This is a genomic window from Rubneribacter badeniensis (assembly GCF_002899695.1).
Classification (GTDB): Bacteria; Actinomycetota; Coriobacteriia; order Coriobacteriales; family Eggerthellaceae; genus Rubneribacter; species Rubneribacter badeniensis.
The window spans coordinates 1-19,823 of sequence record NZ_PPEL01000065.1 but is presented as its reverse complement, the minus strand read 5'-3'; the positions used below and the strand labels follow the sequence as shown (position 1 = coordinate 19,823).

At 61.0% G+C, this 19,823-nt stretch carries 15 protein-coding genes and 1 tRNA gene; 13 read left to right on the top strand and 3 right to left on the bottom strand.

Features of this window, described 5'->3' with window-relative positions; genetic code table 11:
• The first annotated feature begins 640 nt into the window (after positions 1-640).
• The 4 genes from C2L80_RS09915 to C2L80_RS09900 all read left to right on the top strand — a co-directional run bounded on the left by C2L80_RS09915 (position 641) and on the right by C2L80_RS09900 (position 3,532).
• The gene (locus tag C2L80_RS09915) at positions 641-1,021 is read left to right on the top strand and encodes a metal-dependent transcriptional regulator (RefSeq protein ID WP_087198444.1); all 381 of its coding nucleotides are present in this window, start codon (positions 641-643) and stop codon (positions 1,019-1,021) included.
• A 703-nt stretch (positions 1,022-1,724) separates the two neighbouring features.
• Positions 1,725-2,216 carry an FtsB family cell division protein gene (locus C2L80_RS14405; protein ID WP_239938893.1) on the top strand — a complete coding sequence of 164 codons (492 nt, stop codon included), beginning with the start codon at positions 1,725-1,727 and terminating at the stop codon, positions 2,214-2,216.
• Between the two features lie 11 nt (positions 2,217-2,227).
• On the top strand, positions 2,228-3,250 hold the full coding sequence (locus C2L80_RS09905) for a Ppx/GppA phosphatase family protein (protein WP_476707484.1): 1,023 nt from the start codon (positions 2,228-2,230) through the stop codon (positions 3,248-3,250).
• Positions 3,251-3,447: 197 nt separating this feature from the next.
• Positions 3,448-3,532 (top strand) — tRNA-Leu (locus C2L80_RS09900).
• A 97-nt stretch (positions 3,533-3,629) separates the two neighbouring features.
• Here the strand turns inward: C2L80_RS09900 and C2L80_RS09895 are convergent.
• The gene (locus C2L80_RS09895) at positions 3,630-5,426 is read right to left on the bottom strand and encodes an FAD-dependent oxidoreductase (protein WP_224759236.1); all 1,797 of its coding nucleotides are present in this window, start codon (positions 5,424-5,426) and stop codon (positions 3,630-3,632) included.
• 103 nt (positions 5,427-5,529) lie between these two features.
• Between C2L80_RS09895 and C2L80_RS09890 the strand changes: the two genes are divergently transcribed.
• The 8 genes from C2L80_RS09890 (at position 5,530) to C2L80_RS09855 (ending at position 14,545) form a co-directional block, all read left to right on the top strand.
• Positions 5,530-6,969 carry a helix-turn-helix domain-containing protein gene (locus C2L80_RS09890; RefSeq protein WP_103263125.1) on the top strand — a complete coding sequence of 480 codons (1,440 nt, stop codon included), beginning with the start codon at positions 5,530-5,532 and terminating at the stop codon, positions 6,967-6,969.
• Positions 6,970-7,116: 147 nt separating this feature from the next.
• Complete coding sequence (locus C2L80_RS09885; protein ID WP_087198439.1) at positions 7,117-8,166, top strand: polyprenyl synthetase family protein; 1,050 nt, start codon at positions 7,117-7,119, stop codon at positions 8,164-8,166.
• A 168-nt stretch (positions 8,167-8,334) separates the two neighbouring features.
• The gene (locus tag C2L80_RS09880; RefSeq protein WP_087198437.1) at positions 8,335-9,240 is read left to right on the top strand and encodes a peptidoglycan-binding domain-containing protein; all 906 of its coding nucleotides are present in this window, start codon (positions 8,335-8,337) and stop codon (positions 9,238-9,240) included.
• A 171-nt stretch (positions 9,241-9,411) separates the two neighbouring features.
• Positions 9,412-9,894, top strand: coding sequence for a spore coat protein SP96 (locus C2L80_RS09875; RefSeq protein ID WP_239938891.1), 483 nt, complete (start codon positions 9,412-9,414; stop codon positions 9,892-9,894).
• Between the two features lie 271 nt (positions 9,895-10,165).
• Positions 10,166-11,464: a 3-isopropylmalate dehydratase large subunit gene (gene leuC, locus C2L80_RS09870; protein WP_087198434.1), complete on the top strand. Its 1,299-nt coding sequence runs from the start codon at positions 10,166-10,168 to the stop codon at positions 11,462-11,464.
• A gap of 16 nt (positions 11,465-11,480) precedes the next feature.
• Complete coding sequence (gene leuD / locus C2L80_RS09865) at positions 11,481-11,975, top strand: 3-isopropylmalate dehydratase small subunit (RefSeq protein WP_087198432.1); 495 nt, start codon at positions 11,481-11,483, stop codon at positions 11,973-11,975.
• A 460-nt stretch (positions 11,976-12,435) separates the two neighbouring features.
• Positions 12,436-13,545: a 3-isopropylmalate dehydrogenase gene (leuB, locus tag C2L80_RS09860; RefSeq protein ID WP_087198430.1), complete on the top strand. Its 1,110-nt coding sequence runs from the start codon at positions 12,436-12,438 to the stop codon at positions 13,543-13,545.
• Positions 13,546-13,642: 97 nt separating this feature from the next.
• Positions 13,643-14,545 (top strand): LysR family transcriptional regulator, encoded by a 903-nt coding sequence (locus C2L80_RS09855; RefSeq protein ID WP_103263124.1) that lies wholly within the window; start codon positions 13,643-13,645, stop codon positions 14,543-14,545.
• Positions 14,546-14,622: 77 nt separating this feature from the next.
• Here C2L80_RS09855 and C2L80_RS09850 read toward each other — a convergent pair whose 3' ends face one another.
• On the bottom strand, positions 14,623-16,176 hold the full coding sequence (locus tag C2L80_RS09850; RefSeq protein ID WP_157941059.1) for an FAD-binding protein: 1,554 nt from the start codon (positions 16,174-16,176) through the stop codon (positions 14,623-14,625).
• A gap of 385 nt (positions 16,177-16,561) precedes the next feature.
• A complete protein-coding gene (locus C2L80_RS09845) occupies positions 16,562-18,211 on the bottom strand; it encodes an FAD-dependent oxidoreductase (RefSeq protein ID WP_103263123.1) in 1,650 nt (549 codons plus the stop codon).
• A gap of 286 nt (positions 18,212-18,497) precedes the next feature.
• On the opposite strand from C2L80_RS09845, the gene C2L80_RS09840 reads away from it, so the two are divergent.
• Positions 18,498-19,415 (top strand): LysR family transcriptional regulator, encoded by a 918-nt coding sequence (locus C2L80_RS09840; RefSeq protein WP_157941058.1) that lies wholly within the window; start codon positions 18,498-18,500, stop codon positions 19,413-19,415.
• Positions 19,416-19,823 lie beyond the last annotated feature (408 nt).

Here is a 19,823-nt window from a genome sequence, read left to right as displayed (position 1 = left end):
GCGACGGGGTGGGGCGGGGCGGAAGGGGGGGGGGCGAAGGTGTCGATGGCGTCGCGGTCGTGGTTGCCGGACGTTCGCGATTCTCGGTGGGGCGATGTGCGTGGAAAAGAGCGGAGCGTGGAGGGCGATGCGGGGGTGCGGACGCGGGGCGACGTCCCCTTCGGACGACGTGACGGCATCGCGCATCGACGGTGGCTTGCCGAGCAGAGGGCCCTGCCGTTCCGTCGGTTCTTGCCGATCCCTTGTGTCGCTTTGGCGTCGAGCCCTTTTTCGGCTCTGCAGCTCGGATACCCGGTCGGCCTGACGGTCGGCTAGACGAGGTTTGTGGAGGAATTGTAAACCCTAGTAAACTGCTATTGCTCTTGCCGGTGAGTTACCATAAACTAACAAATGTCAGCGGGGCCGTGAAAGCGAAACTCGGATACGGCCCGTAGTTGCATCTCCTCTTTTTTTGCTGACCCGGCGGTGAAGGCTCCTCTCGTCTGGCCGTTCACCGCACAGCTCGCCGGCGAGGGACCCATTCCCCCCTTTCCCTCGCCGGCTCCTCTCCGTTACCTGTTCGTAATCGCAACTTCTTGCGCGTCGTTTCATCTCGGCGCGCTTGCGTGGTACTATGGACGTGCGAGCAGAAGGAGGTTCCATGGAAAAGATGTCCATGTCGCACGAAGACTACCTCGAGGCCATCGTCATGCTCGGGGGAACGACGGAGGCGTCGGTGAGGTCGGTCGATATCGCGACGAAGCTCGGCGTGTCGAAAGCGTCGGTCAACAAGGCCATGACCGTCTTGAAGGAGAAGGGCTTGGCCGAGCAACCGTATTACGGCGACGTTACGCTCACCGAGGAGGGTTACGAATACGGCACGTCCGTGCTCGATCGGCATCGCATGCTGTCGATGTTCCTCACGAAGGCGCTCGGCATTCCCGAGGAGAGGGCAGAGAAGGAGGCTTGCCTCATGGAGCATGCCATCAGCGACGATTCGTTCGAAAAATGGAGTTCTTATATTAAGAAGCTTGATCTGTAGAGAAGTCGCCTTTGGGTGGCGAGCTTCGTTTTTCGCGATCACCCGCACGTTTTGACAGCTGCTTGACGATCTTTCCGCACGTCGCCCGTCCGGTGGCAAGGCGGCGTGCGGTGTGGTATGCTGGCCGAAGCTTCTGCATTACACACACCATCAACGAACCACGATGCAAAAGGGGCGCACTCCAGTGGCACGGCAAGCGAATATTCTTTCGTTCGACGAGGCGCGGCGCGATGTCGCCGCAGGTCGTCGCAGCCTCCCTTCTTTGCGTGGCGCTTCATCTGCGCGTCGCAACGATATCCCTGCGTTTGAATCGCCGTTTCGTGCGTCGTCGTCTGAAGGACGCCTCCGATCGCCGCAGCGATTTGACAGTGGGCGCTTTGCCGGCGCCATCGCTTCGCCGCGTCGAGGTTCGGGCGGCTTCGTCGATGTCGGCGATGACTTTCCCGCATCGTCCATCGCGCCTCGCGGCGCCCATGCTCGCCAGGCGCGAGCGCGAGCGGCGACTTCCGCGTCATCCTCAGCCGTCGCGCCCCGCCACGCTCGCGCCGCCGAATGCGATCAGAGTCACGAAGAGGCGCCGCGCTCGCGTTTCGCCGAGGCGAAGCGCTCCCGGGCGAAGGCAAAGGCCGAGCGTGCGTTCACGAAGCAGTTCGGCTCGGGGGATGCGTCGTCTTCCGCAGCCGAAGGCGGGTCGCGTGCGGCTGTGTACAAGGGCGAGATGGGCGCGAAGCACCGTTTGGCCGCTCGCATGCAAAACGAGGCATCTGGCAAGGCGTCGGCGAAGCGCGGGCTTTCGTTCGGCCCGTTCGCGCTGTTCAAGTCGCGCGCGTTTGTCGCCAGCGCGATCGTTGCCGGGTGCTTGGTGCTGTCGTGCTCTTTCCTGTACCCCTCTGCGCAGCAGTACTACCATGCGCTGCGCGATCGCGATCGGCTCGCTGCGGAGTACGCGGCGCTGGCCGATCGCAACGAATCGCTCGAAGGCAATGTGGAGGCGCTGCAGACGGATTCCGGCATCGAGGCGTACGCTCACGAGCAGTTCGGCTGGGTGAAAGAGGGGGAGGAGACGGCGAGCGTGCGCGGCCTCGACCTTCCCGAGGAGGGGTCGACGTTTCGCGCCAACATCGTCTCCGACAGCATCGAGGCGCCCGAGACGTGGTACTCGGTTCTCCTCGATCCGCTGTTCGGCGTCGAATAAAGGAGGGACGCATGGGGGACATGCCGCAGAGCGCGCCGGGGGCCGTGCTGCCCAACGTGTCGAAGGGGTCCGCTCGGGGCGCTGTCCGTCCCGGTCGCTATGCCGCCATCGACATCGGCACGGTGACCTGCCGTATGCTCGTTGCCGACATCGACGAGGAGGGGCGTCTGCGCGAGCTTGATCGCGAGTACGCCATCACGAATCTCGGCGAAGGCGTGGACGCCTCGGGCGTGCTCAAGCCCGAGGCCATGAGCCGCGTGCTGGATGTCGTCGCGCGCTACCAAGAGGTGCTTTCCGATTTCGAGCGGTCGGGGCGTCCCGTTCGAGTGACGGCTGTCGCCACGTCGGCGGCGCGTGACGCGCGCAACGCGGGCGAGTTCGAGCGCTTGCTTGCCGAGCGCGGCATCGAGCTTTCGGTGATCCCCGGCGCGCGCGAGGCGGCGTTGTCGTTCGCGGGCGCGTCGTGCGACTTTTTGGGCGAACGTCTGCTCGTCGTGGACATCGGCGGCGGTTCCACAGAAGTCGTGGCCGGTCGTGCGGGCGGCGATCCTGTTCGGGCGCGCTCCTTCGACATCGGGTGCCGCCGCGTCACCGAGAAGTTTCTCGCTTCCGATCCTCCCTCCGACCGCGAACTCGAATGTGCTCGCCAGTGGACGCGGGAGGGGATGCGCCCGTTTTTCGAGGAGTTGCGCGCTTCGGGATTCTTCCTTGACCGGTTGGTGGCGGTGGCGGGTACGGCCACCACGGTGGTGGCCGTGCGCGAGCGCATGCGCGTCTACGATACGGCGCGTGTCCACAAGGCCCTCGTCACGCGGACGGATCTCGACGCGGTGAGCGAGAGGCTGCAAAGCGTGGCGCTTTCGGAGCGCGAGCGCATTGTCGGGTTGGATCCGGGGCGCGCGCCCGTTATTGTGGCGGGCATGGTGATCTTGCAGACCGTGTTGGATCTGGCGGGCGTCGATTCGTTCACTGTGAGCGAATCCGACATCCTGCACGGCATCGTTCTCGATGCCGCCTGCTCCGATGCGGGCTGACGGACATCGATGGGCGCGCTTCGGACAGCCGATGAAGGGGGGGTCGGCATGCGTGCGCCGACGTCGCTTCGCATGCCGGCGCGCATCGGAAAGGGGCAGAGGTTCTTTGTGCGTTCGACGGTTGACGCGCGTTCGATGCTCTGATTTGGTACGATAAGCATCCGTTGTTTCGCTTGCCGTTTCAACGGGTCGCATGCGGGGGCGTGGCGGAATTGGCAGACGCAGGAGACTTAAAATCTTCCGGCTCCGGTCGTGCGGGTTCGAGTCCCGCCGCCCCTACCAGATAAAAAGCCCAATCCGCTTTGTGGGGATTGGGCTTTCTCTCATTCGAATGCGTGGTGGCAAAGGGAATGTTCCCAAGACGCTCCATTCGGAAGCGTTAAGCATTCCACCCGTCTTTCGCGCTCTCGTACGTTGCAGGTTGCGACGGAGTGAATTCTCCGGTGAGAGCGTGAATCGCGGCATAGCGTCCCATGGTCATGTACGATCCGCAGCAGAGTCCTCCTTGATACAGATTCCATTCCAGGCCGCCGCACACGTTGCCGGCTCCTGATCCGACCGAGTACAGTCCGGGTATGGGCTTGTCGTCTTTGCCGAGAACCCGACAACATCCGTCCACGACAACCCCAGCGTTGATCGCGCTGCAGCGTATCCACTGACGAATCCCCCAGTACGGAGGGGTATCGATGGGCTTGAGTTTATTGCGGGAAAGGCCGAATTGCTCGTCGGCGCCCTTGGCGCAGTAATCATTCCATGCGTCCACGCTTTTCTTGAGCGCATCTGCCGGTATTCCTAGCGCTTCGGCCAATTCATCGAGCGTGTCGGCGCGGTGGGTGTCGATGAGGCCTTCGTAAACGCCTTCTGGGTTCTCCTTAAGCCCTGGGATATAGTTTTCAAGCTGTTCGATCGTGACGGTTGCTCCGTATTTTTCCATAAAGTTGTTGTCGAAGATGCGGAAAAAACGGCCGGGATCTTCCGCATCTTTGTTCCACTGCAGTGAGAGATCCCAGGATTCCATGGGGATATCCTCGTTCATGAAGCGCTCTCCAAGGTCGTTGAGTGCCATAAACGGTAGGCTGGTCAACGCCATGGGGCCCGCGTCCATATCGTGCATGGTCTTCGCGTGATTCACCGGAACCATGCGGGCGCCGACCGCCATGCTCATGAGGATGCCGTCGGCGGTCATGTTGGATTGCTTGCGTTGAAATCGGACGACGTCGGGGGAGTATCGAGCCACGAGGCTCTCGTTGTTCTGGTAGTCTCCTGCTGCCACAATCACCGCTTTTGCGGCATTGAATTTGATATAGCCGTCTTTGGTTTTCCCGATCACTCCCGTCACGCTTCCGTCGTCCGCTTGAACGAGCTGGACGGCAGGTGTTTCGTAGAAGAACTCTGCACCCGCGGCCGCTGCCTTTTCTGCAAGTCTCGTCATGATGTCTTGGTTGTTGATGGGCTTTGGGCCAAAGTAATTGCTGGCGACGGTGATCCAGCTTCCTTCGTCGAAATCCGTTCGTGCCTTCGATGCCTGAGGAGGAAGTCCCGCCTCCTCGCCTTTACGCATCATCCACATGATAGTTTCGCCTGCGTGGTTCACGTACAGGTCCAAAAGGTCGGGATTCATGCGGTAACCGCCGGCGGCGCGCCAAGCTTGTTTGTACTGCAGGGTTCCTAAAGCCGTGCTTTCTTCAAGGATGGGGCCTGAAGAACCGTTTCCGTGGGCGATGACGACCGTCTCCTTCTGTAGACACGCAACGGTGGCTCCTTCTTCAAGGGCTGTGCACACTGCAGGAACTCCTGCGGTTCCCGCTCCGATGACAACGATGTCGAAGGTCTTTTCTTCGGCGAAGTCGCTTATGGGCGCAAGCTCCACAACAGAGTTTTGGAAATCCTCGGCAGTCGTGCCATCCGGGTATTGGCTGTTTCCGTCGGCAGAATTCTGATCGGATTGCTGTTGGGGCTGACACCCCGAGAGTAAGCCGCCGATTGCGGCGGTTCCTCCGATTGTCGCCGCGCCCGTGAGAAACTGTCGTCTGCTCAAACTCATTTTCGTCCCCTTTCTTTCGAATTCGCGCCAAGGCGTTGACGCGATGCGGTTTCGATTGTCCGTCTGGGCGCGCGGCTTGCCTTCCCCTGAAATCCGGGAAATCGGAAAGAGCGCGAAAGGCAGACCACCCATAAAATAGGGGAATTTCCATAAGTGCTCGCTTTGTGAGCAGACGTTCGGTGTCTCTGTGATAGGATTTTTCGATAGGGAAGGGAGGGGCCGCCCTGTGAAGTCAATGGTCAAAAGTTACGCGATGCCCTTTCTTGGCATGGCGTTCTTCTGGGTGTATTTTCGTTATCAATCCTTTTTCGGACTGCTCTATCCCCTTGAGCTCGACGGGCGCGCTTTCGGGCTTTCCTTGGTTTACCCCGTATTTTTAACCTTTTTGCTGGCGCTGTGCGTCGTCGCGGTTTTGGCCGGCGGCCTTTTGGAGCGCGTTTTGCGCAAGAGAAGGCTTTTCGTGCCTTTTGCAGGCATTTTAGGGTCTGTGGGGGTTATGTCGAGTTTTGCCGCCATCGAGGGCCTGCTCCCTCTTTGGGTTGTTTGGATGGCGATGCCCCTGGTGACTCTGTCTTTTGCGACAGGATGCTGGGCATGGGCTTTGTTCTTTTGTAGCCGGTTCACTTTCGAGGGCGTTACGGTGATGATCGCTTCTTACGGGGCGAGCCTGCTTGTGCTCTCGCAGGGGGTTCCCTACCTCATTGCAGCGCTCGCTCCTGCGGCTGTGGGTGTGACATGGAAGTTCGCTCCCTTCCCCCGTGTTGCTTGTTGCGAGGATCGAGGGCTCTCGTCTTTCAAGGAAGGGACGTCCTGCATCGTTTTACTCATCGTTTTACTCATCGTGTTTCTCTTGGCGGGAAGCGTCTTGAGAGGCATTGTGGATACGGCAGAGTCCAATTCGGGGGGCTTGATGTTGCGGTGGCCGTTTTCCCTCGTTTTGTCGGGAGGGATGCTCGCGTATGTCGTGCGATGCGAGAAGAAGCGCCGAGAGGATGTCGCGGATGTGGTTGGTGCGCGCTTGGCCTTGTCTGTCGAGCGAATAGTGCTCAAAATGTGGATGGCGCTTTCGCTTCTGTTTTTCGCTGCTCTTTTCGGAGGGTTCCTGGAAGGGTCGTATATCTTTTCGGGAAACATTGTGGTGGCGGTGCGGTCAATGCTCGATGTGCTTCTCTGGGTGACGCTGTGCGGCTTTTCGTATGCGAAAAAGGCCTCTCCGATCTTGGTGTTTTCCGTGTTTGGCATTCCGACCGATGTCGCTTCATGGGCTTTGAGTTACGTTGCGGTTCCCGATGCTTTGGATGCTTGGGCAGATGGCGGCTTTGCGCAAGCGCTCGACGCCCTCGCTCTTCTCGCTGCATTCGCTTCGCTCGTCTCGGTTGTCGTGGTTTTAGGATGGTCGCTGACGAGGGGGAGCCTTTCCGCCGGTTTCATCGAAGGGGCGGAAGAATCGGTGTTTCCGAAGTCGCATGCGGATCAATCCGACGTACGTTCTTTAAGATTGACGGAACGTGAAGCGGAAGTGGCGTCTTTGTTCGCTCGAGGACATAGCGTGAAGAAGGTGGCGTCGCTTCTGTTCATCTCGACGAGCACCGTTCAAAGTCATATGAAGAGCGTGTATCGCAAGCTTGGAGTGCATTCGAGGGATGAGCTCAAAGAAAAACTATCTGGTCGATGAAGGCTGTTGCGAAGACTCCGGCAAAGGGCGGCAGAGCCAAGACAATTGCGGAAATATGCGCCGCTTGGGGGCGGCGGGGAATGCAGTGCGGCTTCTTGTGATACCATGACCAGGCAGCAAACTGTCAGGGTCGACGAAGAAAGCGCCATGAATACCATCAACGAGATTATCGCAGCGGTGGAGGAGCCTCCCCGGTCTTTCGAAGAGTACCTTTCCTACTATGCCGACCGTGTCGGCGACCTCGTGAACGAGTACATCCCGCGCGGATCGCACCCTGACATGGACCGCTACCTCTACGATCCGTTGCTCGATTACAGCAAAAACGGCGGCAAACGCCATCGCCCGCTCATCTGCTTCGCGGCTTGCCGCGCCGTGGGCGGCGACATGGCGCGCGCCACGAGCGCGGCGGCGGCCATCGAGCACTTCCATACGGCGGCCCTCATCCACGACGACATCGCTGACGAGGCCGAGCTGCGCCGCGGCGAGCCGTGTTTGCACCTCACCGAGGGCATGGGGCTTGCCATCAACATGGGAGATTTGGCGTTGTCGCTGGTGAACGGTACGGTGGTGAACGATCCGGTGCTGGATGACGCGTGCAAGGTGCGCGTGATCGCCGAGCTCATCGAGATGACGCGCCGCACCATCGAGGGCCAAGCGCTCGACATCGGCTGGGCGCGCGACGGCCGCTACGACATCACCCCCGAAGACTATCTCGTCATGGCCACGCACAAGACGGCGCACTACTCTGGCGCCGTGCCGCTGGCCATCGGTGCCATCATCGGCGGCGGCACCGAAAGCGAGATCGAGGCGCTGCGCAACTACGGCCTGGACACGGGTCTGGCGTTTCAGATCCAAGACGACCTGCTCAACCTCGTCGGCGCCGAGGAATCCACGCAGAAGGACTTCCGCAACGACATCACCGAGGGCAAGCGCACGCTCATGGTGGTGCATGCGCTGCAGCACTCCGAGGACCGCGACCGCCTCATCGACATCCTCTCCTCCAAGGAGAAGGACCCCGCCGTGCTCGCCGAGGCCGTCGGCATCATGGAGGCGTCGGGCAGCATCGACTACGCCCGCAGCTATGCGGAGAACCTCACGAGCATCGCGAAGAACCGCCTCGTCGACATGGTGCGCCCCTCGACATCGCGCGATTTGCTTGTGAGCATGGCCGATTGGTTCGTGAAGCGGTTGCGCTGATCTGCCGATCAGCGCAACAAGCTGCTGCTGCGAAGCCTTCCGGCACCCGATCTCGCGGCGATGCCGATGGCTCACGTACCTTAGCTTCGCCATCGCCATCCCCATGATCTTGGGCGTCGTAAGGCTTCTCGCTGTCTTTACGAACGACCTGCGCGGTTTTAGGATATAATGCCGGGTATGGAAACCATCAAGCGACATGACAAAGGCCCTGCTGTCGAGGACGTGCAGCAGCGGCTTGTGGCCGTCGGTGTGCTCGACGAGGCCGCCGTCGATGGCGAATTCGGCGATGCGACCGCCGCGGCTGTGCGCGCCTTTTGCGAGAGCTCCGGCTTGCCTCTGTCCGACGAGGTCACCGACAAGGTGTGGTCGGCGTTGGTGGATGCGTCGTTTCGGCTGGGTGATCGTACGCTGTATCTGCGCATGCCCCATTTCCATGGCCATGACGTGTTCGAGCTGCAGCATGCGCTGGGCGCGCTCGGCTTCGCGTGCGGCACGGTGGACGGCATCTTCGGCGCGTTCACGGAGCTTGCGCTGCGCAAGTTCCAGTTGAATCTCGGACTGCCCTCCGACGGCATCGCCGGAGCATATACCTACGAGGCCATTCGCAATCTCCATCACTCGTGGGAGGGCAAAGAGGCCGTGCACGGTTCGAGCCATCTCGGCTTCGCTCGCGCGGCAGACGTGCTCGAGGGCAATGCGCTGTGCCTGTTCGGCACGAGCGAGTTCACGCGCAGCGTCGCTTCGCGCATGTCGAACCTCGCATTGGCCACGAACCCCGCCTCCAAGATCATGAGCGCCGATTCGCTGCTGGTCGCTCCCGACGAGAACATGCTGCTCGTTCATATCGTCCTGCCTGAGGAGCGGACGATCGAAAACGTCCCGCGCGTGAGCTTCGAGGACGAGGACACGCTGTCCCTGCGCCTTGAGACGGCCATCGGCGTGGCCGACGCCGCGTCTCCTTCGCGCATCGCCGTCGAGCTGCCCGGTTCGATGTGGATGGACGCGGGAGCGGGCCGCTCTGCCCAGCACTTCGCCATCACGCTGCTCGACGCCTTGTGCATGGCGCTGTCGTAGGCCTCGCCCTCCCAGTGGACATAGTTTGCGTTTATCCTGTTCGGAGGCGTTGATGCTACATCATTCGCTGTATTTGCGTGTCGGTTCGATGATCGCGGCTTTGGATGGTGCGCCGTGCCCTTATACTGGCGGTAAGAAAAGCAGTTTCACTGACCGAAAGGTAGGTTCGTCATGACCGAAGAGCAGAGAAACGACCAGGGCGCGCCGCAGCAACCTGCGGAGCCCGTCGGCCAGCCGCAGCCTCCTGCGGGCCAGCCTGCCTCGGCGCAGCAGTTCCCGCAGGATCAGCCGCAGCAGTTCCCGCAGACGGCTCAGCCTGAACCGCAACAGCCGCAACAGCCGCCGATGTACGCGCCTCAGCCTCAGCCCGTTTACCCTCCTGCGCCGCTCATGCAGCTGACCGGCGGCATGAAGTTCGGATGGCTCGTCGTGGGCCTTCTCATCGGCATCGCCGGCGTCGTGATCGCCTGGCTTGTGAACGTTGACAAGATGCCGCAGGTGAAAAGCGATGCGGTGAAGTTCTCCCTCATCGGCTTCGCCATCTCCATTGTGCTGGGGCTGCTCCTCAGCTTCGCGATAGGGGGCCTGTTCGTCGCGATGCTCTCCAGCGCGATGGGAGGCTACGGTAGCTACAGCTACTACGGAACCTGGTAGTTCGCGCTTGCGGCGGCACCGGGGCTGTGCGCACGACGGGTTGTGGGCGCAAAGGCGGCGCGATTGCGACGACGCTGCCAGCCGGGTGCCGTTGCGCGTCGTTTCGCCGGACGGCTCGCGCCGAAATTTGGAAATCGCTTGACGTTGGAAAAGCCCCGTGGGGCTTTTCCTTTTCCCTGCGAAACCGAGTGCTACAATGAAGCGCGTTTTCATCTGTCCGCGCAGGGGAAGCGCGGGCTCGCACGGCCCACGGCAACAAAAGGAGCAGCGCATGCCACGTCCCATGACCATGGCGGAGAAGATACTTGCCGCCCATGCGGGGTTAGACGTTGTGGAGCCGGGTCAGCTGATCGAATGCGATCTCGACCTCGTGCTCTCCAACGACGTCACCGCCCCCATCGCCATCAAGGAGTTCCGCAAGATCGGCGTCGAGCGCGTGTTCGATCCCGCGAAGATCGCCCTCGTGCCCGACCACTACGTGCCCAACAAGGACATCAAGAGCGCCGAGCAGGCCAAGATCGTGCGCGATTTCGCGCGCGAGCAGGGCATCACCCACTACTACGAGGTGGGCTGCATGGGCGTCGAGCATGCGCTCTTGCCCGAGCAGGGCGTCGTCGGCGCGGGCGACCTCATCATCGGCGCGGACAGCCACACCTGCACCTACGGCGCGCTCGGTGCGTTCGCCACGGGCGTGGGCTCCACCGATGCCGGCGTGGGCTACGCCACCGGCAAGGCGTGGTTCAAGGTGCCCGAGTCGCTTCTGTTCAAGATCGAGGGCGAGCTGGCTCTCGGCGTCACCGGCAAGGATGTCATCCTGCACATCATCGGCATGATCGGCGTGGACGGCGCGCTCTACCAGGCCATGGAGTTCACCGGCAGCGCCATCCGGAGTATGGACATGGACGAGCGCATGTCGATTTCCAACATGGCCATCGAGGCGGGCGGCAAGGCCGGCCTCATCGAGGTGGACGACGTGACGCGCGCCTATATGGACGGCCGCACCGAGCGCCCCTACACCGAGTACCACTCCGACCCGGACGCTGTGTATGCGAAGGTGTACGAGATCGACGCCGCGTCCATCCAGCCGACGGTGGCGTTCCCGCACCTGCCGTCGAACACGCGCCCGGTGGCCGAGGCGCGCGACGTGAAGATCGACCAGGCCGTCATCGGCTCCTGCACGAACGGCCGCATCGCCGACATGCGTCAGGCCGCCGACGTGCTGCGCGGCCGCAAAGTCCACCCCGACGTGCGCTGCATCGTCATCCCCGCCACGCAGCAGGTGTACCGCCAGTGCATGGAGGAGGGCCTGATGGACGTGTTCATGGACGCGAACTGCGCCGTGTCCACGCCCACGTGCGGCCCGTGCCTGGGCGGCTACATGGGCATCCTCGCCGCGGGCGAGCGCGCCATCGCCACCACGAACCGCAATTTCGTCGGCCGCATGGGCGACCCCACGAGCGAGGTGTACCTGGCTTCGCCGGCGGTCGCTGCGGCGAGCGCCGTGCTCGGGCACATCGGCCTGCCGGAAGACCTGGAGCCCGTCGCCGCCAACGCGACGGACGCGGAATAGGGAAGGGGTCGCCGTTATGCGATTCAAAGGAACCGCGCACCGCTACGGGCGCGACATCGACACCGACGTCATCATCCCCGCTCGCTATCTGAACACCTCCGACCCCGCCGAGCTGGCCAAGCACTGCCTGGAGGACCTCGACACCGAGTTCGTGCGAAAGGTGCGCCCGGGCGACATCATCGTGGCCGACGAGAACTTCGGCTGCGGCAGCTCGCGCGAGCACGCGCCCATCGCCATCAAGGCCGCAGGTGTGGACGTGGTCATCGCGAAGAGCTTCGCGCGCATCTTTTACCGCAACTCCATCAACACGGGGCTGGCCATCATGGAGTGCCCGGAGGCCGTGGACGCCATCTCGGCTGGCGACGTGGTGAGCGTGGATGCCGACGCGGGCGTCATCGTGGACGAGACGACGGGCCAGACGTTCCAGGCCCAGCCGTTCCCGCCGTTCATCCGCGAGATCATCGAGGCCGGCGGGCTCATCAACCGCACGAAGGAAAAGCTGGGGGAGTAGGCGCCCCGCCGATTTCTGGGCGACGGGCCGTTCGAGGCTGCGGTGATCGATGCGCTGCGGTTGGACGGCTCCGTTTCGCCCCCTTCGCCTCTTTTCTCCGACTTCTCCCTTGAATGGTACAACGTTGTACAGATAGAATGGCGAAGTCGGTGAAGTCCGATCGCGGGCGGCGCTTCTTTCGAGAGAGGAGCGATCGCTATGATGGAGAAAATTCTCACTAGTGCGGCTGCCGTGGCCGCTATCTTGGGGTTCTTCCTTGAGGTATGGAGGGAATGGAAAGCGCGAAAGGATGACGGAGGGAAAAGAAAAAGGCGGTAGTAGCAGCTACCGCCCCAACCAAGTACCTGCGCCGCCCGCCCCCGATAATAACCGCGGGCTTCGCCGATACCCACATTATAGCAAGCGTCGCACGATTGTCCAGAGCGCACAAGGGCGCGCGAACATAAAAAGGAGGCTGTGCATGACCCAGACGTACCATATCTGTCTGCTGCCCGGAGACGGCATCGGGCCGGAGATCATCGCCGAAGGTGTGAAGGTGCTGAACGCGGTGGGCGCGAAGCACGGTGTGGCGTTCTCCTACACGGAGGCGCTTATCGGCGGCTGCGCCATCGACGCGGCGGGCACGGCGCTGCCGGACGAGACGCTGCGTGTGGCCGAGGCGTCCGACGCCGTTTTGCTGGCGGCCGTCGGCGGCCCGAAGTGGGACACCACCGACCCGGAGAAACCGCGTCCCGAGCAGGGCTTGCTCGGCATCCGCAAGGCGCTCGGCCTGTACACGAACCTGCGTCCCGTGCAGATCTTCGGCGCGCTGGCCGGCGCGTCCACCTTGAAGCCCGAGATCGTGGACGGCGTGGACCTGATGATCGTGCGCGAGTTGACGGGCGGTTTGTACTTCGGCCGCCGCGAGCGCTTCTACGACGAGGAGGGCTGCGGCACGGGCGGCGTAGCGGGCCAGCGCGCCTACGACACGCTCGAGTACCGCGAGTACGAGGTGGAGCGCATCGCCCGTCAAGCTTACCAGGCCGCGCGCAAGCGCCGCAACAAGGTGACGAGCGTCGACAAGGCGAACGTGCTCGAGACGAGCCGCATGTGGCGCGAGATCGTGCATCGCATCCACGACGAGGAGTACCCGGACGTGGAGCTTGAGGACCTGCTCGTGGACAACACGGCCATGCAGCTCATCAACCGTCCGGCCGACTTCGACGTCGTGGTGACCGAGAACATGTTCGGCGACATCCTCTCCGACGAGGCCGCTCAGATCACCGGTTCGCTCGGCATGCTCGCCAGCGCGAGCCTCGGCGACGGCGTGGCGCTCTACGAGCCGAGCCATGGCAGCGCGCCCGACATCGCGGGCTGCGGCATCGCGAACCCGCTCGCGCAGATCCTGTCGGTGGAGATGATGCTGCGCTACAGCTTCGACATGCAGGGCGCCGCCGATGACGTTCGTCGCGCCGTGACCGCCGTGCTTGACGAAGGCTGGCGCACCGGCGACATCAAGGATTCCGACACGCCCGCCGACAAGCTGGTGGGCACCGAGCAGATGGGCGACTTGGTGGCGGCGAAGCTGTAAGGGGCGCGTCTGGAAACTGCTCGTTTAAAAAGGCTTCGTTTGCGGCTAGAGGCTTTCATGGGGGTGCAGTTTGTTGGAGGAGGGAAACGCCGTGAGGATGGATTTGCTGCGCGAGTTCGTGACGCTTTCAAAATGCCAGAGTTTCAGCAGTGCCGCTCGGGAGCTGCATCTAACGCAGCCGGTTGTGAGCACGCATATAAAAAGTATGGAGAAGGAGCTCGGTTTTTTGCTGGTCGATCGAAGGAGGGGGGTGCGTTTGACGGAGGCTGGGCGGAGGTTTCTCGTAGAAGCCCAGGAAATTCTCTTCGCCTATGATAGGGCGGTTGAGGAGTGCCGCACTCTGGCTCGAGAATCCTCCTCGGTCCGCGTGAGGACGACGGGAAGGATGCCCTTTCTCGAAAAGGCTCTTTGCCAGATAAAGCATATCCCCTTCACGATGGTCGAGATTCCCGTGGAAGCTTATGCCCCATTTGAGGATCTGAGGAAGGGCGTCGTTGATATTTGCAATTGCTATGCGTTCGATTACGATCCGGATATAGTGCAACGTGCGTCTGCTTTCGGCGTGCGAGCGGTCAAGGTCGACGATGCTCGTTTATGTTTGGCGATGATGAAGAGCAATCCCCTGGCCGGGCGGGGAAAACTGAGCCGCAGGGACCTTCGAGGAGCCACCGTTATGATTCCTTGCGCCAAGTGGTTTGATTTTGCCAAAGCCGAGGTGTCGCACGTGCTTGAACGCGATGGCTCCTTGGGCTTGAAGTACTGGATGAACCCCTTGGCCAGTCCTTCGGAATACCGATTCATGGACCTCGGATCCGCCGTTTACCTTTTTGCCCGCAACGTTGACGACTCTTCCCCTTATTTTTTCGACCGCGATGATGTCTTGATCGTTGACGAGCTTGACGGGGATCCATTGATGATCGATGAAATGATCGCCTATCTTGAGGACAATCCGAATTCTTGCGTGCACGAGTTCGTTGCAGCTCTCGAAAAAGTGGATTGATTCATGAAAAACGCTGGCCAGCGGTGGATCGCTGGCCAGCGGAGGGAGGGGTGGTCGAGTATGACTCGGCTTGGGGTCTAGGCGTCCCAATTCTCTAGCTGGGCGGCTTTGTTCGCGCAATACACTCCGAACGTGCAACCTCCGCCCACGGCCAAGCCGAAGATCTTGTACTTGTTTCCGATGAGGTTTCTCAGCATGATCTCCCCAGCAAGGTACAGGCGGTCGTTGCCGATGGGATTACCGTACTGGTCGAGGGCTCGCCCTTCCCCATCGATCTCGATGCCGACCGTGGGAGCGAACGTGATCACGGGCACGTTCGCGTACGCATAGTAGGGAGGGGAGTCGAGCGGACGGATGGCGTCGGATCCTTCTCCGGTCAGGGTGGTTCGGCCTTGCGCATCGGCGTTGCCCGCGATGATGTCGCTGTTGTAGCGGTTCACGGTTTCAACGAGGTTTGGCGCTCCGATGAGGTTCTGCAATTCTTCAAGAGAGGGCGCGGATACGAAATAGCCTTCGTTCTCCTCTCTCACTCCGCGCGTGTCGGTGCATTCTTTTGCCAGGTCATACCCTATCTGATCGACGATCTGCCAGTTGAAGTAACGACCGTCTTTTTGTGGCTGTTCGAGAGTTGCCCGAGTGGCGGCGGCACACCATCCCAGCGATTCGTCCATGAATCGATCTCCGTTGATGTTCACTTTGATGGCGCCGAAGTCGTACATTTGGGCGAATCCTTCCATCGAGACGCTGCCCGGATGCATTCCTTCAGGCGAGTACACCGAAGGGCGCCCGTGGAATTTCGAACCGAGTTGGAGGCATGCGATATGCCCTTCTCCGGTGTTGCCCACGCCCGATCCGGCATCGACGTCGCCAAGGCCGGCTATGCACTCGTCGAGCATCTCCTTGTTGCGCGTGATGCCTCCGGTGCACATGAGAACGGCCTTGCGGGCTTTGACGGCAATGGTTTTCCCGTCCTTGCTGGCTTCCACGCCGCATACCGTTCCCGCTGCATCTACGTACAGCCGTTTTCCTGAGGTTTCGAAAAGGTAACGAGCGCCAAGCTCCTGGGTTGCCTCGGTGAGGAGTTGCTGATGCTCTGCCGAGCTGAAGTTGAGGGTGCGCGGCGTGTAGGTGTCGAGCATGACAACGCCCTCGAACTGCACGCCGATCTCTTTCAATATCTCGTAGTACTCAAGATTGTGGTCCAGGTACGTCTGGATGACCTCTTCTTTGTTGGCGTGTTCGCCGAGCTCGAGACATTCCTGCATAAATGCTTCGGCGCTGTCCTCGATACCTGCTGCAGCCTGCTCTTCTGTTCCCACGAAGCAGATGCTGTCTCCGGAAAGGGCGGTCGAAGAGAAGGTGGTGCTTGATTGGCTTTCGAGGACCAAGACATCGACGCCTGCTTTTCTTCCTGCGTAGGCTGCCGCGCCTCCCGCTCCGCCGCCGCCGACGATGACGATATCCGCTTCTTCGTCCCATTGCGCGGGCATGTAGCCGTTTCCTTCGGCGATTCCTGTTCCTTGGTTTTCCGATGCTTGCTGCGGGGCGCAGCCTCCGAGCACTCCTCCGAGTGCACCCAAGGCACCCGCCCCACCAATGCCAACTATGAATTGTCTACGAGAAAGTTGCATGATGCATCCCCTTCCAAATCGCCTTTCTTCATGACAAGAGGCTGTCGGCTTCGCATGCTTGGGTCGACAGCTCCTTTCCTCTTTCGGAGTATGGCAGGAGGCGAAGATATAGGTGAAATTGGAGCTTTTTATGCGCGCATGTGCAAAGGGCAAGGATGAAGGCGAACCAAAGGCGAGAAGACATACAACATATTGCATTGTCGTATAGGCTTGGGCCCCGTGTGGCCTTTGATTGGGCGCTGCGGACGGGATGGGTGTGGGGATGGGCGTGGGAGATGCGGATGCAAGGGGCGGGTGAGCGGATCGGCTGCAGGAAGAGAACCGAGGCCCTGGTCATTACTTGGGGCCTCGGTTCTTTCGGAGGGGAGGGGCTTGCGAAGGGGCGCTACTGGGCGTCGGATTCGCCTGCGCCGTTCGCTATATGGTTGACGGCGGCGATGCCGAAGGCGAACGCGGGGCCGATCGTGCCGCCCTCGCCACCGTACGAAGGGCCGGGTGCGCCGACGCCGGCGCAGTTGCCCATGGCGTACAGCCCTTTGATAGGATCACCGCTGATATGAATGACCTGGGCATTTGAATTTACAAGCGGACCGCCTATGGTTCCGACGAGCCCGGCGCTCATGGCAACGGCGTAATAGGGGGGAGTGTTCAGGGCTTGGAGCCCCTTCGGTTCGTTGCCTCCCCAGTACAGCTCTCCTCGCTGGAAGAGCGTGTCCGTTCCGTTGCTCGCCATCTCGTTGAACTCGGCAACGGTCTTTGAAAGCTGCGCGCCGTCGAGGCCGATCAGGTCGGCGAGCTCTTCAAGGGTTTCGGCTTTGAACACGTATTCATCTTCGGAAAGGTCTTCAGGCACCGGGTATCCGAACTCTTTCGTTAGCGCCGTGACTCCTTTGTTTTCGGTGTAGCAGGTATCATCGCAGATCCACCAGGCAGGATTTGCGGCATATTCCTCGTCTGCTCGGTTTAGGTAGCCGCCAAAGCAGTTCGTTTTTGACACGTAGTCGGCATCTTCTCGACAGAAGCGCCTTGCCGTCTTGTCCACCACAATGGAGCCGGATGCCCCCATGATCATATTGCCCGCAATGGACATCATCTGATCATGCGCTGCTGCGTACTCGGCATGGGCTGTGAAGCACGTCATGCCGTAAGAGTGGGCCATGAGGTTGAGTTTCGCTCCGACGGATTGGGCCATGGTGAGCCCGTCTCCGGTGTTTCCAGGCCATGACAGAGCTGCTCCGCGGGGAACCGGCACGCGGAGATAGTTTTTGACATAATCGTCGTTCCACTCGAACCCGCCGGTGGCGAGGATCACGCCCTTGTTCGCTTTGATGCGTATCTCGCTTCCTTTGGAATCCTCGGCAACGATGCCGAGAACCTGCGGGGCGGCGTCGGGGTCGTCGCGCTGAGTGACAAGGCGCGTGGCGGCCGTCTTTGTGAGCACTGTTGCTCCGGCTTCGGGAACGGCGGTGGCGAGGGCGGCTCCAAGGCGTCCTCCGCCCCCTGCCGACGTGTCGATGGCCGAAGAGTCCTCTACGACTTGGCAAGAGCGTCCGAGCATGGCTCCTCCGCTCCAAGTTTGGTGGTAGGTGCCGTCGCGATCAATCGGTTGCAGGTTGATGCCGGCGTTCTTGAACGCGTCGACAACGCCCTGGGTGTTCGCTAGGTAACCCTCGATGTGCTCCTCGTTGCCCATGCCCATTTGCAAGCGCTCGAGGTATTCCTTTGCCACCTCGTTGCTGTCTCCCTCTGCTTGCGAGAACTCCGTGTTCGCAAGCCAGGCACATCCACCCGAAAAGGCCATGGCACCTCCGACCATTTCGCGTTTTTCCACCAGGATAACGCTCAAGCCCGCCTGTGCCGCCGCCAAAGCCGCCAGTTGGCCCGTTCCCCCTCCGACAACCACGACGTCCGCTTCTTCATCCCATGCGTCCGAAGATGCCTCGTTCGAGGAGCAGCCGGCCAGCGCCCCCAGCCCGACAGCCCCGCCGGCGAGGGCCGCCGCGCCGGCGATGAAGTTCCTTCGTGTGAGTTCCATGACGATTCCCCTTTCGTTGCACTGCGCGCCCCTTTGGCGCGCTCGACTGCGGACGGCGTTGCGTTTGCGCCGTTGCAGCGACGCTGTTCGACGCCGTCCGCTGGTCGCAGTATGGAGGTTCTTTGCGCGATGGGTGAAATTTGAAATTGATTGACTTGCCTCGGTGCCTTCAATGTGATCTATCGTCGTGCGTTATAATCCCATAAGAAGAACGCATAGGAGCAGGTCGTTGCAGTGCGACTATGATGCGATGCGGGCAGGACGTGTGGATGGGCGGGGAGGACTTATGCGGATCGAGGCTTTGCGCGAGTTCGTTGTTTTCGCAAAATGCCAGAATTTCAGCGCCGCAGCGCGCGAATTGCATCTTTCGCAGCCGGTAATGAGCACTCATATCATGAACATGGAAAAGGAGTTGGGCTTCGTGCTCGTGGATCGGAAGCGGGGCGCGACTCTGACGGAGGCGGGACAGGAATTTTTAATTGGTGCCCAAGCTACGTTGTCGGCTTATGAGCGAACGGTCAAGGCGTGTCGCGGCTTGGCGAAGGGCCATCCGCCGGTGCGCATTCGCACGACAGGCAGGATGCCGTTTCTGGAGCGTGCGCTTTCTCGGGTTCACGATGTGCCGTTTGAGATGGTCGAACTTCCCGTTGATTCGACAGCGCCCTTGGAAGAGCTTGAGGGAAGCGGGGCGGTGGATGTGTGCAATTGCTACGACTTCGGCTTCGATCCCGTCATGTCCAGGCGGGCGTCCGACCGCGGTATTCGATTGATCAAAATGTGCGAGGCTTCATTGTGCATCGCGATGATGAGCGAAAACCCGTTGGCTCGGCGATCTGATCTGCGCCGCGAGGATCTGCATGGAGCGACGGTGCTTGTGACCAGTAGCAAATGGTTTGATTTTCTCAAAGTGCAGATAGGACATGTGCTTGAACGCGATGGCTCTCTTGGCCTTGAGTATTGGATGAATCCGATCGGCAGTCCGCTTGCGTATCGTTTCATAGATCTGGGCGGTGCTGTGTGCCTGTTTGACAGGGAGTGCGATGATTGCGCTTCGTTTTTCTTTGAGCGTGACGATGTCGTGGTGCGCGAGACCCTTGATGGGGAGCCTATCCTACTTGACCAGATGGCTGCTTATCGAGAAGACAACCCCAATCCCAATGTTCATGCTCTCGTGGCGGCGCTTGAGGAGATCTGCCCGCTTTGAGGTGAGACGTTGGGTGACGTTGGGCTATTGCTTGCTTAGGACGTCTAGTTTGGGGCGACCTTTCTTGGTGTGGGAATGCGGCCTTGTCGATACGCCTCGGTGCGCGATCTGCAGTGAATGCGGGCATCGGCTATCCGAAAGCTCCCGCTGGTTCCTTGTTCGCACCCTTGCCTCGATCCGGCTCGAACACGATGCGCACAATCGGTTTTTGCCCCGGTCAAGATAGTCGTCGCCGCTCTCGATGGAAGATGCGTTGCCTATATAGCGGAAGTCGCCAGAGCAGGGGGTGCGGACAAAAAGTTGGACACTCCGGTGTCCGGATTGGAGTCCGCATGTACCCGTTGGAGACCAGGGAGCTCGCCGTGGAGGCCGTCGCGGCGGGGTTCAGCCTGACCGAGGCGGCCGAGC